Source organism: Streptomyces sp. NPDC058401 (genome assembly GCF_042722885.1).
Classification (GTDB): domain Bacteria; phylum Actinomycetota; class Actinomycetes; order Streptomycetales; family Streptomycetaceae; genus Streptomyces.
In genome coordinates, this window is sequence record NZ_JBHXKA010000001.1 from 198,277 (window position 1) to 210,816 (window position 12,540).

Genomic DNA, 12,540 nt, shown 5'->3' on the forward strand with positions numbered 1-12,540 from the left:
GGCGGGAAATACATGGGGTGGCGTTTGTGCAAGACGGCCCCCGGACCGTGTACGGTCCCGGTCGTCATCCCAGCCAATCGCTCTTCTGAATGTGCGGCTGGGTGTCGATTGAGTAACAGACCTTGATGTGAGGCAAAATCTCCGCCTCAGGTCGGGCACAAGTCCGGCCTCTCGCGCGTTACGTGCGCTGAGACACCCGCTAAATCCCAGAGGGGGAGAGCGAACTATGGCAACGGACTACGACACCCCGCGCAAGACCGACGACGACGTAGACAACGACAGCATCGAAGAGCTGAAGGCTCGTCGCAACGAGAAGTCGTCCTCGAACGTCGACCTGGACGAAATCGACAACGCGGAGGGCCTCGACCTGCCCGGCGCAGACCTCTCCAACGAGGAACTGGCCGTACGGGTCCTGCCGAAGCAGGCCGACGAGTTCACCTGCACGAGCTGCTTCCTGGTGCACCACCGCAGCCAGCTGGCCCGCGAGAAGAACGGTCAGCCCATCTGCCGCGAATGCGACTGAGAGGCGTCGGCCGTGACTGGCTCGACACCATTTCGGAAGCGCCGCTTCCGAAAAGCTGGTGATCCGGCGGAGACGCACGAGGGAACCGAGGGCCTGGCAACGGGCCCTGGAGCCCCCGGCGTACCCGCCGTGCTCCCCGACACCGCCGAGGCGGTGCCGTCGGCCTCCGAGGCCGGCGAGGGGCCCCGGAAGCGCTCCGGGGTCCGTCGGCTGCAAGCCGTCAAGAACGGTGTGCGCAAGGGCGGCGAAAGTGCCAGGGCCGCCGCCCTTTACCTCACCGACCGAGTCATCGAGAACGCACCGCGCGTTCCGGTTCGGGACCTCGCGACCCTGCGCGCGCAGTTCCCGGGCCTCGGGCCCGATCAGCTGGCCGACAAGCTGATCTCGGGCGCCGCCAACGCCACCTCCACGGTCGGCGCCGGGATCGGCGCCGCCGCCATGCTGCCGGTGCCCCCCGCCATGCCGGCCGAGCTGGCCGCCGAGATCACCGGGGTCGCCGCGATCGAGCTGAAGCTCATCGCCGAACTCCACGAGGTCTACGGCCTGCGACCGCCCGGCAACCTCAAGGAGCGCAGCGTCGCCTACCTCACGTCGTGGACGGAGGAGCGCGGGGTCGACCTGACCAAGCCGACCACGCTGAACGCGGCGCTCGGCGGCCAGATGAAGCGCGAACTGCGCCAGCAGATCATGAAGCGGATGTTCCGCAACCTGCCCAACCTGATGCCGTTCATGGTCGGCGCCGCGGTAGGAGCGGTCATGAACCGCCGGGACACCCGAAAACTCGCCGAGAAGGTGCGTACGGACCTGCGGGCCCGTGCCGTGCCCTGGAACGCGCTGCCGCAGCTCCCGCCCCTGGAGCGGCCCGCCGAAGCCCTTCCCGAGGCGGCCAGGGCCGCAGTCGAGGGCCGGACGTTCGACCCGCGGGCCATCGAGCCCAAGGACTGAGCCCGACCGGGGTCAGTCCCGGCCCTGCGCCGCGCGGATGGCCGCGACCAGGGCCTGCGGCTCGCGGGTGGAGACGTAGACGTACGGGGTCGGGTCGGCCGGGTCGGTGACCTCGACGCGCACCGCCGTCGGCACGTAGCTGCGCATCAGCATGAAGGCGCGGGTGTCGGCCTTGTACGTGCGCCAGGCGCGCGCCTCCTCGGCGTCCAGCGCCTCCGGGTCGCCGAGCGCCGTCACCGGGATCCGGGCCTCCCCGGCGGCCAGCGCGCCGCCCACCACGCGCACCCGCTGGGAACCGTACGAACTCACCGCCAGCCCCGTCAGCGCGGTGCCCCCGACCAGCCCCGCCAGCAGCGGCAGCGTGCCCAGCGGGAGCAGCATCAGCGCGCAGGCCAGACCGGTGAGGGCGGCGATGGCCCACCAGGAACGGGGGGCTGTCAGGCGTTCGTCGTGGTGCGCGGGGGAGAGCTGCATGCGGCCAAGCCTGCCACGAGGCGACCGGCGGGTAGCCGCGCGGGTAAGGTCTGCGGCTGTGAGTGGACGAAACACAGCGTTGACGCCCCCCGCCGACGCCACGGCGCCGGTGCGGCACCCCGATGCCCCGGCCCCCGGCGAACTCCTCGGCGCGCACTACGAGCACTGCTTCGGCTGCGGCCACGGACAGCCGCACGGACTCCACCTGGAGGCCCGCGCGGGCGAGGGTGTGCGCGTCACCGCGGAGTTCACCGTCAAGCCCGCCCACCAGGGTGCGCCCGGCCTCGCGCACGGCGGCGTCCTCGCCACGGCGCTCGACGAGACCCTGGGCTCCCTGAACTGGCTGCTGCGCGTCATCGCGGTGACCGGCCGACTGGAGACGGACTTCGTCCGGCCCGTACCGGTGGACACCGTGCTGTACCTCGAGGCCGAGGTCACCGCCGTCGCCGGCCGGAAGATCTACTCCAGCGCGGTCGGCCGAATAGGCGGACCGCAGGGCCCGGTCGCGCTGCGCGCCGACGCCCTCTTCATCGAGGTGAAGGTCGACCACTTCATCGACAACGGACGGCCCGAGGAGATCCGGGCGGCGATGGCCGACCCGGACCAGGTCAGGCGCGCACGCGCCTTCGAGGTGAACCCCTGATGTCTGAGAACAACACCGGCGTGGACGTGGCCATCCGGCGCGTCGACCCGGAGGTGCCGATTCCGGCCTACGGGCACCCCGGCGACGCCGGCTGCGATCTGGTCACCACCGTGGCCGCGGAGCTGGAGCCGGGGGAGCGGGCGGTCCTGCCCACCGGGATCTCCATCGCGCTGCCCGAGGGGTACGCCGCGTTCGTGCACCCCCGCTCGGGCCTGGCCGCCCGCTGCGGGCTCGCACTCGTGAATGCCCCCGGGACGGTGGATGCCGGGTACCGTGGGGAGATCAAGGTGATCGTGGTCAACCTCGACCCGCGCGAGAGCGTCAGGTTCGAGCGTTTCGACCGCATTGCCCAGCTGGTTGTCCAGCGAGTCGAGCAGGTGCGCTTCCGCGAGGTGGCGCAGCTTCCCGACTCGGCGCGGGCCGAGGGGGGTTTCGGCTCCACCGGTGGTCATGCGGCCGTGGCCGGATCCGGCGCTGGTCAGCAGGGTGGGAATGGCTACGCTTCGGTCGTATCCGACCGGGAAGGACAGTGACGTGTTCGGACGTCGCAAGAAGAACGACTCCGTCAAGGACGGCGGCGCGGCCGAGCAGGTCGTCGACGGCGTCGGTGCCGATGAGCAGGACGGCACGGAGGAGACCGACGCGGTCCAGCCGCGCAGGGTGAACCTGCCGCCGGCCCCGCGTCCCGACGGCCCGTGGGACCTCTCGGAGGTCCCCGGCAACCCCGAGGAGGGCCGGGTCGACCTCGGCGGCATCCTCGTACCGGGTGTCGAGGGCATGGAGCTGCGCGTCGAGGTGGCCGGAGACGCGATCGTCGCCGCGACCGTGGTGCTCGGCGACAGCGCCGTGCAGCTGCAGGCCTTCGCCGCGCCCCGCAAGGAAGGCATCTGGGGCGAGGTCCGCGAGGAGATCGCCGAGGGCATCACCAAGCAGGGCGGCATCATCGACGAGGTCGAGGGTCCGCTGGGCTGGGAGCTGCGCGCGCAGGTCCCCGTACCGCTCCCGGACGGGCAGACCGGCGCCCAGCTGGTCCGCTTCGTCGGGGTGGACGGCCCGCGCTGGTTCCTGCGCGGTGTCATCTCCGGCCAGGGCGCGGTGCGTCCCGAGTCGGCCGGTGTGCTGGAACGGATCTTCCTGGACACCGTCGTGGTCCGCGGCGAGGGCCCGATGGCCCCGCGCGACCCGATCGTCCTGAAGCTGCCGAACGACGCGCAGATGGTGCCGGACGGCGTGCAGACCGACGAGGCCGCGGACCAGGAAGGCTCCCGCTTCGGCGGTGGCATGGGCCAGCTGGAGCGCGGCCCGGAGATCACCGAGGTCCGCTGACCCCGGCTCGACCGCTTGCGGCCGTGGGCCGCACCCCTCCGGGGGTGCGGCCCACGGCCGTGTCCGGGCCCGTACGGGCCCTACGGGCCGTGGAGGCCGTCCCGGCCGGGGGTGTCAGGGAACCGTCAGGGATCGGCCCGCAGCGCCCCATCGGCGCGTGAACGGGGCGGACGTCCCGGAGAATGGCCCCATGGGACGCGGCAAGCTCAGGATCTATCTCGGCTCGGCCCCCGGAGTGGGCAAGACGTACGCCATGCTCTCGGAGGGCCACCGCCGGGTCGAGCGCGGCACCGACTGCGTCGTGGGCTTCGTCGAGCACCACGGGCGGCCGCGCACCGAGGTCATGCTGCACGGCCTGGAACAGGTGGAGCGCAAGGAGCTCGTCTACCGGGGCGCCGCCTTCACCGAGATGGACGTGGACTCCCTGCTGGCCCGCAAGCCCGCCATAGCCCTGGTGGACGAACTGGCGCACACCAACGTGCCGGGCTCGCGCAACGCCAAGCGCTGGCAGGACGTCGAGGAGCTGCTGCGGGCCGGGATCGACGTGATCTCCACCGTCAACATCCAGCACCTGGAATCCCTGGGCGACGTGGTCGAGTCGATCACCGGCGTGCGGCAGCGGGAGACCGTCCCCGACGAGGTGGTGCGCCGCGCCGACCAGATCGAGCTGGTCGACATGTCCCCGCAGGCCTTGCGCCGCCGCATGGCGCACGGCAACATCTACAAGTCCGACAAGGTCGACGCGGCCCTGTCCAACTACTTCCGCCCCGGGAACCTGACCGCGCTGCGCGAGCTCGCGCTGCTCTGGGTCGCCGACCGGGCCGACGAGTACCTCCAGCAGTACCGGGGCGAGCACAACATCCGCTCCACCTGGCAGGCGCGCGAGCGGATCGTCGTGGGCCTCACCGGGGGACCCGAGGGGCGCACCCTGATCCGGCGCGCCTCCAGGGTGGCGGCCAAGGGATCCGGCAGCGAGATCCTGGCCGTCTACATCGCCCGCAGCGACGGGCTTACGGCGGCCTCGCCCAAGGAGCTCGCGGTCCAGCGGACGCTGGTCGAGGACCTCGGCGGAACGTTTCACCACGTCATCGGCGACAACGTCCCCGAGGCGCTCCTCGAATTCGCCCGCGGGGTCAACGCCACCCAGATCGTGCTCGGCTCCAGCCGCCACCGCTCCTGGCGGTACGTCTTCGGCCCCGGAGTCGGCGCCACCGTCGCCCGTGACTCGGGCCCCGACCTCGACGTGCACATCGTCACCCACGAGGAGGTGGCCAAGGGCCGCGGCCTGCGGCCCGTGGCCCGCTCGGCGGCCCGGCTCGGCCGGACCCGGCTGCTGGCCGGCTGGGCGGTCGGGGTGGCCCTGCCGCTGGCGCTGGCGACCCTGCTGACGCACATCGACAACGACCCCGGCCTCGCCAACGAGATGCTGCTGTTCCTGGCCCTGACCGTCGGCGCGGCCCTGCTCGGCGGGCTCTGGCCGGCGCTGGCCTCCGCCGCCGTCGGCTCCCTGCTGCTGAACTACTACTTCGCCCCGCCCCTGCACCGCTTCACCATCTCGGACCCCAAGAACATCGTCGCCATCGCCGTCTTCTTCGGCGTCGCGGGCTCCGTGGCCTCCGTCGTCGACGCCGCCGCCCGCCGCACCCACCAGGCCGCCAGGCTGCGCGCCGAGTCCGAGATCCTCTCCTTCCTCGCCGGCAGCGTGCTGCGCGGCGAGACCACCCTGGACGCGCTGCTGGAACGGGTGCGCGAGACCTTCGCCATGGAATCGGTGGCCCTGCTGGAGCGCGAGAGCGACGTCGAGCCCTGGCGCCCGGCCGGCAGCGTCGGCCCCAACCCGGTCGCCCGCCCCGAGGACGCCGACGTGGACATGCCGATCGGCGACCACATGGCGCTGGCCCTGTCCGGGCGGGTGCTGCCCGCCGAGGACCGCCGCGTGCTCGGCGCCTTCGCCGCCCAGGCCGCGGTCGTGCTCGACCGGCAGCGGCTGGTCGGAGAGGCGGAGGAGGCCCGCCGGATGGCGGAGGGCAACCGGATCCGGACCGCGCTGCTGGCCGCCGTCAGCCACGACCTGCGGACGCCCCTGGCCTCCATCAAGGCCTCCGTGAGCTCCCTGCGCTCCGACGACGTGGAATGGTCCGAGGAGGACCGGGCCGAGCTCCTGGAGGGCATCGAGGACGGCGCCGACCGGCTCGACCACCTCGTGGGGAACCTGCTCGACATGTCCCGGCTCCAGACCGGCACCGTCACCCCGCTGATCCGCGAGATCGACCTCGACGAGGTGGTCCCGATGGCACTGGGCGGCGTACCCGAGGGCAGCGTGCTGCTGGACGTCCCGGAGACCCTGCCCATGGTGGCCGTGGACCCCGGGCTGCTGGAGCGGACCGTGGCCAACGTGGTGGAGAACGCGGTGAAGTACAGCCCGCCGGAGGAACAGGTGCTGGTGGCGGCCAGCTTCCTCGGCGACCGGGTCGAGGTACGGGTCGTGGACCGCGGGCCGGGCGTGCCCGACGAGGCCAAGGACCGGATCTTCGCCCCCTTCCAGCGGCACGGCGACGCGCCGCGCGGCGCCGGGGTCGGGCTCGGACTGGCCGTCGCGCGCGGCTTCGCCGAGGCCATGGACGGCACCCTGGAGGCCGAGGACACCCCCGGGGGCGGGCTCACGATGGTGCTCACGCTGCGGGCGGTGACCGGCGGGCGGCCGCAGCTCCCCGTGAGCGTGGACGGCGAGGGGCGCAGCGCACCCGGCGGAGCGGCCGGGGCCGGGGGACCGGAACCGGGCGGGGCGGACCCGGTGGATCCCGATCTCGATCCGATACGACGGACACAACAGGTACGACAGACGCGACAGAAGGCAGGACCTCAATGACCCGGGTGCTCGTGGTGGACGACGAACCCCAGATCGTCCGGGCCCTCGTGATCAACCTGAAGGCACGCAAGTACGAGGTCGACGCGGCCGCCGACGGGGCGAGCGCCCTGGAACTGGCGGCCGCCCGCCACCCCGACGTGGTCGTCCTCGACCTCGGCCTGCCCGACATGGACGGGGTCGAGGTGATCAAGGGGCTGCGCGGCTGGACCCGGGTCCCGATCCTGGTGCTCTCCGCCCGGCACAGCTCCGACGAGAAGGTCGAGGCCCTGGACGCGGGCGCCGACGACTACGTCACCAAGCCCTTCGGCATGGACGAGCTGCTGGCCAGGCTGCGCGCCGCCGTCCGGCGGGCGGAACCGGGCGCCGGGGCCGGCGAGGACGAGGTGGTCGTCGAGACCGACACCTTCACGGTGGACCTCGCGGCGAAGAAGGCGGTGCGCGCCGGACGCGACGTACGGCTCACGCCCACCGAGTGGCACCTGCTGGAGGTGCTGGTCCGCAACGGCGGCAAACTGGTCAGTCAGAAGCAGCTCCTCCAGGAGGTCTGGGGGCCCTCGTACGGGACCGAGACCAACTACCTGCGGGTCTACATGGCCCAGCTGCGGCGCAAGCTGGAGGCCGACCCCTCGCACCCGCGGCACTTCATCACCGAACCGGGCATGGGATACCGCTTCGAGAGGTAGTGGGGGCGCCGGTACGCTTCCTGTATGAGTGCTGAACCGCGTCCCGAGAAGCCCGCGAAGCCGGCGAAGCCCGCCAGGCCGGCGGGCCGGTTCCGCCGGATGATAGAGCGGCTGTCCACCTCGCAGGAGGAGCTGCATTCGGCGGAGCTGCAGGAGGACGCAGAAGCCGCGGGGTGCACGCGGATCTGCGACTGCCACGACCGTCAGATAGTGAAGGTGACCGGGACCCTGCGGACCGTCACCCTGCGGCCGCGCGCGGGCGTCCCCGCCCTGGAGGCCGAGCTGTTCGACGGCTCGGCCGCGCTGGACGTCGTCTGGCTGGGACGTCGCTCGATCGTGGGAATCGAACCCGGCCGTCGCATGATCGCCTCCGGGCGGATCTCGATGAGCCACGGCCGTCGGGTGCTCTTCAACCCGAAGTACGAACTCCGACCGCTCGGACAGGAGCACTGACGGTGACGTCACTCGACAAACCGACCACGCCCACACCTGGGACGGATCCCGCCGCGGAACCGACGGCGGACCAGAAGGCCGTCACGCAGGCCGCCCTCTTCGACGCCTTCGGCGGCATCCGGGGCACCGTGGAGACGATGCTCCCCGGCCTGCTCTTCGTCATGATCTACACGATCAACAAGGACGTGAAGCTGTCCGCCATCGCGGCGGGCGCGGTCGCGGTCCTGCTGGTGATCGTGCGGCTGCTGCGCAAGGACACCGTCAAGCACGCCTTCAGCGGGGTCTTCGGCGTGGGCGTGGGCGTGGCCTTCGCCCTGTTCACGGGCAGCGCGAAGGGCTTCTACCTGCCCGGCATGATCTACGGCGCCGGTCTCGGCGTGGCCTTCACGCTCTCCGCGCTCGTGGGCTTCCCGCTGCTCGGGGTGATCCTGGGGCCGGTCTTCAAGGAGAACCTCTCCTGGCGCACGCGCAACCCCGGGCGCAAGAAGGCGTACGTCAAGGCCAGCCTGGCCTGGGGCCTGATCTTCCTCGCGAAGTACGCGATCCTCTTCCCGCTGTACTGGTGGGGCGACGCGACGCAGCTCGGCTGGGTGCTGATCGCGCTCAAGCTGCCGCCGATGGTCCTCGCGGTGTACTTCACCTGGCTCTTCCTGGCGCAAGCGCCGCCGCCGATCAACGTGATCGAGGAGTGGGAGGCGGAGGAGGCCGCGGAGAAGGCCGCCAAGGCCGCCGCGAAGGCCGCCAAGGCCGCGGGGGGCCCCGGGGCCTGAGCGGTACGCCGCTGCGTGCGCGGCTCGCCGCGCGGGGTGGCGGCGGCGCAGCCTCGTAGCAGGGATGTGCGAAGGGGCGGCTGACCGTGGTGGTCAGCCGCCCCTTCGGCGGTTCGGCGGGACCGCAGGTCAGTCCGCGGCCTGGAGGAGGTCCTCCAGCTGCTCCTCGCGGGCCTGGGCGGCCACGAAGAGGAGCTCGTCGCCCGGCTCCAGGGTCTCCTCGCCGTGCGGGGTCAGGACCCGGTTGCCGCGGATGATCGTGACCAGCGAGGTGTCCTCGGGCCAGGTGATCTCGCTGATCTGCTTGCCCGCGACCTGGGAGTCGGCGGGCAGGGTCAGCTCGACGAGGTTGGCGTCGCCGTGGCTGAAGCGCAGCAGCCGGACCAGGTCGCCGACGCTGACGGCTTCCTCGACCAGCGCCGACATCAGGCGCGGCGTGGAAACGGCCACGTCCACGCCCCAGGACTCGTTGAAGAGCCACTCGTTCTTCGGGTTGTTCACCCGCGCCACGACCCGGGGCACCCCGTACTCGGTCTTGGCGAGGAGGGAGACGACCAGGTTCACCTTGTCGTCGCCGGTCGCGGCGATGACCACGTTGCAGCGCTGGAGCGCCGCCTCGTCGAGCGAGGTGATCTCGCAGGCGTCGGCCAGCAGCCACTCGGCCTGCGGCACCCGCTCCACCGAGATGGCGGTCGGGGCCTTGTCCACGAGGAGCACCTCGTGGCCGTTCTCCAGGAGCTCGGCCGCGATGGAACGCCCCACCGCGCCGGCTCCGGCGATCGCGACCCTCATGCGTGTGCCTCCTCAGGACCCTCGGCGAAGGACGCCTCCACCTTGTCGATCTCGTCCGTGCGCATCATCACGTGGACGAGGTCGCCCTCCTGCAGGACGGTCGCCGAGGTCGGCAGCATGGCCTCGCCCAGCCGGGTGAGGAAGGCGACGCGGACACCGGTCTCCTCCTGGAGCCGGCTGACCTTCTGGCCGATCCAGGCGGTGGAGGTGTGCACCTCCGCGAGCTGGACACCGCCGCTCGGGTCGCGCCACAGCGGCTCGGCGCCCGAAGGCAGCAGCCGGCGGAGCATCTGGTCGGCCGTCCAGCGCACGGTGGCGACGGTGGGGATGCCCAGGCGCTGGTAGACCTCGGCGCGCTTGGGGTCGTAGATGCGGGCGGCGACGTTCTCGACGCCGAACATCTCACGGGCCACCCGGGCGGCGATGATGTTGGAATTGTCACCACTGCTCACCGCGGCGAAGGCGCCCGCCTCCTCGATGCCGGCCTCACGCAGCGTGTCCTGGTCGAAGCCGACTCCGGTGACGCGACGGCCGCCGAATCCGGCTCCCAGCCGGCGGAATGCGGTGGGGTCCTGGTCGATGACCGCGACCGTATGCCCCTGCTGTTCCAGGGTCTGCGCGAGGGCGGAGCCCACTCTTCCGCAGCCCATAATGACGATGTGCACGGCCGTCCTTCCGGCTGTCAGCGGCTCGCTGGGTTCCAGCCTCATTGCTGCTCTGGCTTAACAGGGTCTCAGACCATGGCCCAAGCTACACACGGGCGGTCACCAGTGTGCCCCTTTGCACGGTCGGCAGCGCCCCTTTGCCCTGGATGCGGGGCTCCTGTGCCCTGGATGAGGTGGGACTTCACGTCCTGTAGGGGTGGGGGGTTCGTCAGGCTGATTTCGAACGCTTACGATCCTCTGCGTGTCCAAACTGACCGACGTGCCCAAACGGATCCTGATCGGCCGGGCGCTCCGCAGCGACCGCCTCGGGGAAACCCTCCTTCCCAAGCGGATCGCCCTCCCCGTGTTCGCGTCCGACCCGCTCTCCTCGGTGGCATATGCCCCCGGCGAGGTTCTGCTGGTCCTGTCGATCGCCGGCGTGTCGGCGTACCACTTCAGCCCCTGGATCGCCGTCGCGGTCGTCGTGCTGATGTTCACCGTGGTCGCCTCCTACCGGCAGAACGTCCACGCCTACCCCAGCGGCGGCGGTGACTACGAGGTCGCCAACACCAACCTCGGGCCCAAGGCCGGTCTCACCGTCGCGAGCGCCCTGCTCGTCGACTACGTCCTCACGGTCGCCGTGTCGATCTCCTCCGGGGTCGAGAACCTCGGCTCCGCCGTCGATTTCGTCATCGAGCACAAAGTGCTCAGCGCGATGATCATGATCGTGCTGCTCACGCTGATGAATCTGCGGGGCATGAAGGAATCCGGGAAGCTCTTCGCCATCCCGACCTATGTCTTCGTGGGCGCCGTTTTCGTCATGATCGGGTGGGGCGCCTGGCGCGGCATCGTCATGGGCGACACCATGGAGGCCCCCACGGCCGCCCTGGAGATCAAACCCGAGCACCAGGGGCTGGCCGGCTTCGCACTGGTCTTCCTGCTGCTGCGGGCCTTCTCCTCCGGCTGCGCCGCGCTCACCGGCGTCGAGGCCATCAGCAACGGCGTACCCGCCTTCCGCAAGCCCAAGAGCAAGAACGCGGCCACCACCCTCGCCCTCATGGGCCTGCTGGCCGTCACCATGTTCTGCGGGATCATCGGCCTGGCCATGGCGACCGACGTCAAGATGGCCGAGAACCCCGCCGTGGACCTGCTGGAGAACGGCACCCCGGTCGGTTCCGGCTTCGTCCAGCACCCGGTCATCTCGCAGGTCGCCGAGGCCGTCTTCGGCAACGGCAGCTTCCTCTTCATCGTGCTCGCCGCGGCCACCGCACTGGTCCTCTTCCTCGCCGCGAACACCGCGTACAACGGCTTCCCGCTGCTCGGCTCGATCCTCGCCCAGGACCGCTACCTGCCGCGCCAGCTGCACACCCGCGGCGACCGGCTCGCCTTCTCCAACGGCATCGTGCTCCTCGCCGGCGCCGCGATGCTGCTCGTGTGGATCTACGACGCCGACTCGACGAAGCTGATCCAGCTCTACATCGTCGGCGTCTTCGTCTCCTTCACGCTGAGCCAGATCGGTATGGTCCGGCACTGGAACCGCCACCTGCGCGCCGAGCGCGATCCGGCGGCCCGCCGCCGGATGCACCGGTCCCGGGCGATCAACACCTTCGGCGCCTTCTTCACCGGCATGGTGCTGGTGGTCGTCCTGGCCACCAAGTTCACCCACGGCGCCTGGGTCGCCCTGCTCGGCATGGTCATCTTCTACGGAACGATGACCGCGATCCGCAAGCACTACGACCGGGTCGCGAGCGAGATCGCCGCCGCCGAAGGCCCCAGCGACGACAGCGTGCGCCCCTCGCGGGTCCACTCCATCGTCCTGGTCTCCAAGGTCCACAAGCCCACCCTGCGGGCCCTGGCCTTCGCCAAGCTGACCCGCTCGGACCGGCTGGAGGCGCTCAGCATCAGCGTCGACCCGGTCGAGACCAAGGCCCTGCGCGAGGAGTGGGAGCGGCGCGGCATCAACGTCCCGCTCAAGATCCTCGACTCCCCGTACCGCGAGATCACCCGCCCGGTCGTCGAGTACGTCAAGGGACTGCGCAGCGAGAACCCGCGCGACGCCGTCAGCGTCTACATCCCCGAGTACGTCGTCGGCCGCTGGTACGAACACCTCCTGCACAACCAGAGCGCGCTGCGCCTCAAGGGCCGCCTGCTCTTCACCCCCGGTGTGATGGTCACCTCGGTGCCCTACCAGCTGGAGTCCTCGGAGCTGGCGAAGAAGCGGGCCAAGAAGCGCGCGGAGTGGAGCGCCCCGGGCGCGGTGCGCCGCGGGCCGGTCGACACCCCGCGTCCGCGTCCGAAGGACACGGCGGGGAAGTAGCCCCGCACCCCCTGAGTCGGGGTGGCGAACGGCCGGACGAGATCCACGTAAACTGGTGGGTCGGTCGTCCGGCCGTTCCGTTTCGATTCTGATCTTCTGAT

13 protein-coding genes are annotated in these 12,540 nt (G+C 71.1%); 10 read left to right on the forward strand and 3 right to left on the reverse strand.

Annotation, left to right across the window (positions count from 1 at the left end; all coding sequences use genetic code 11):
- Window positions 1-226 precede the first annotated feature (226 nt).
- A complete protein-coding gene (locus ACFWNV_RS00680) occupies window positions 227-523 on the forward strand; it encodes a DUF4193 domain-containing protein (protein ID WP_112451146.1) in 297 nt (98 codons plus the stop codon).
- A gap of 12 nt (window positions 524-535) precedes the next feature.
- The gene (locus ACFWNV_RS00685) at window positions 536-1,468 is read left to right on the forward strand and encodes a hypothetical protein (protein ID WP_383938250.1); all 933 of its coding nucleotides are present in this window, start codon (window positions 536-538) and stop codon (window positions 1,466-1,468) included.
- Window positions 1,469-1,480: 12 nt separating this feature from the next.
- On the opposite strand, the gene ACFWNV_RS00690 is transcribed toward ACFWNV_RS00685, so the two are convergent.
- Window positions 1,481-1,942, reverse strand: coding sequence for a DUF3093 domain-containing protein (locus tag ACFWNV_RS00690; protein WP_383938253.1), 462 nt, complete (start codon window positions 1,940-1,942; stop codon window positions 1,481-1,483).
- A gap of 58 nt (window positions 1,943-2,000) precedes the next feature.
- Here ACFWNV_RS00690 and ACFWNV_RS00695 point away from each other — a divergent pair, with 58 nt between their 5' ends.
- From ACFWNV_RS00695 to ACFWNV_RS00725, 7 genes are all read left to right on the forward strand, one after another.
- Window positions 2,001-2,585 (forward strand): PaaI family thioesterase, encoded by a 585-nt coding sequence (locus ACFWNV_RS00695; RefSeq protein WP_383938256.1) that lies wholly within the window; start codon window positions 2,001-2,003, stop codon window positions 2,583-2,585.
- Window positions 2,585-3,118 carry a dUTP diphosphatase gene (gene dut / locus ACFWNV_RS00700; RefSeq protein WP_266903881.1) on the forward strand — a complete coding sequence of 178 codons (534 nt, stop codon included), beginning with the start codon at window positions 2,585-2,587 and terminating at the stop codon, window positions 3,116-3,118. The genes ACFWNV_RS00695 and dut overlap by 1 nt, the downstream gene beginning before the upstream one ends.
- Window position 3,119: 1 nt before the next feature.
- Window positions 3,120-3,911, forward strand: a complete 792-nt coding sequence (locus ACFWNV_RS00705) for a DUF3710 domain-containing protein (protein WP_383938260.1) — start codon at window positions 3,120-3,122, stop codon at window positions 3,909-3,911.
- 190 nt (window positions 3,912-4,101) lie between these two features.
- Window positions 4,102-6,780: a DUF4118 domain-containing protein gene (locus ACFWNV_RS00710; RefSeq protein WP_383938263.1), complete on the forward strand. Its 2,679-nt coding sequence runs from the start codon at window positions 4,102-4,104 to the stop codon at window positions 6,778-6,780.
- Window positions 6,777-7,463 (forward strand): response regulator, encoded by a 687-nt coding sequence (locus tag ACFWNV_RS00715; protein WP_383938266.1) that lies wholly within the window; start codon window positions 6,777-6,779, stop codon window positions 7,461-7,463. Before ACFWNV_RS00710 ends, ACFWNV_RS00715 begins: the two co-directional genes overlap by 4 nt.
- Window positions 7,464-7,487: 24 nt before the next feature.
- Window positions 7,488-7,916: an OB-fold nucleic acid binding domain-containing protein gene (locus ACFWNV_RS00720; RefSeq protein ID WP_112451269.1), complete on the forward strand. Its 429-nt coding sequence runs from the start codon at window positions 7,488-7,490 to the stop codon at window positions 7,914-7,916.
- A gap of 2 nt (window positions 7,917-7,918) precedes the next feature.
- Window positions 7,919-8,686, forward strand: coding sequence for a DUF3159 domain-containing protein (locus tag ACFWNV_RS00725; RefSeq protein WP_383938270.1), 768 nt, complete (start codon window positions 7,919-7,921; stop codon window positions 8,684-8,686).
- Between the two features lie 129 nt (window positions 8,687-8,815).
- Here ACFWNV_RS00725 and ACFWNV_RS00730 read toward each other — a convergent pair whose 3' ends face one another.
- Both ACFWNV_RS00730 and ACFWNV_RS00735 read right to left on the reverse strand, forming a co-directional pair.
- The gene (locus tag ACFWNV_RS00730; RefSeq protein WP_383938273.1) at window positions 8,816-9,478 is read right to left on the reverse strand and encodes a potassium channel family protein; all 663 of its coding nucleotides are present in this window, start codon (window positions 9,476-9,478) and stop codon (window positions 8,816-8,818) included.
- Window positions 9,475-10,143 carry a TrkA family potassium uptake protein gene (locus ACFWNV_RS00735; RefSeq protein ID WP_266886130.1) on the reverse strand — a complete coding sequence of 223 codons (669 nt, stop codon included), beginning with the start codon at window positions 10,141-10,143 and terminating at the stop codon, window positions 9,475-9,477. Before ACFWNV_RS00735 ends, ACFWNV_RS00730 begins: the two co-directional genes overlap by 4 nt.
- Before the next feature lie 241 nt (window positions 10,144-10,384).
- On the opposite strand from ACFWNV_RS00735, the gene ACFWNV_RS00740 reads away from it, so the two are divergent.
- A complete protein-coding gene (locus ACFWNV_RS00740) occupies window positions 10,385-12,439 on the forward strand; it encodes an APC family permease (RefSeq protein WP_383938277.1) in 2,055 nt (684 codons plus the stop codon).
- Window positions 12,440-12,540 lie beyond the last annotated feature (101 nt).

Excerpts from the sequence above, each read along its gene's own strand:
- ACFWNV_RS00680 (WP_112451146.1), top strand. The coding sequence starts at position 227 with ATGGCAACGGACTACGACACCCCGCGCAAGACCGACGACGACGTAGAC.
- ACFWNV_RS00690 (WP_383938253.1), bottom strand. The coding sequence starts at position 1,942 with ATGCAGCTCTCCCCCGCGCACCACGACGAACGCCTGACAGCCCCCCGT.
- dut (WP_266903881.1), top strand. The coding sequence starts at position 2,585 with ATGTCTGAGAACAACACCGGCGTGGACGTGGCCATCCGGCGCGTCGAC.
- ACFWNV_RS00710 (WP_383938263.1), top strand. The coding sequence starts at position 4,102 with ATGGGACGCGGCAAGCTCAGGATCTATCTCGGCTCGGCCCCCGGAGTG.
- ACFWNV_RS00715 (WP_383938266.1), top strand. The coding sequence starts at position 6,777 with ATGACCCGGGTGCTCGTGGTGGACGACGAACCCCAGATCGTCCGGGCC.
- ACFWNV_RS00720 (WP_112451269.1), top strand. The coding sequence starts at position 7,488 with ATGAGTGCTGAACCGCGTCCCGAGAAGCCCGCGAAGCCGGCGAAGCCC.
- ACFWNV_RS00730 (WP_383938273.1), bottom strand. The coding sequence starts at position 9,478 with ATGAGGGTCGCGATCGCCGGAGCCGGCGCGGTGGGGCGTTCCATCGCG.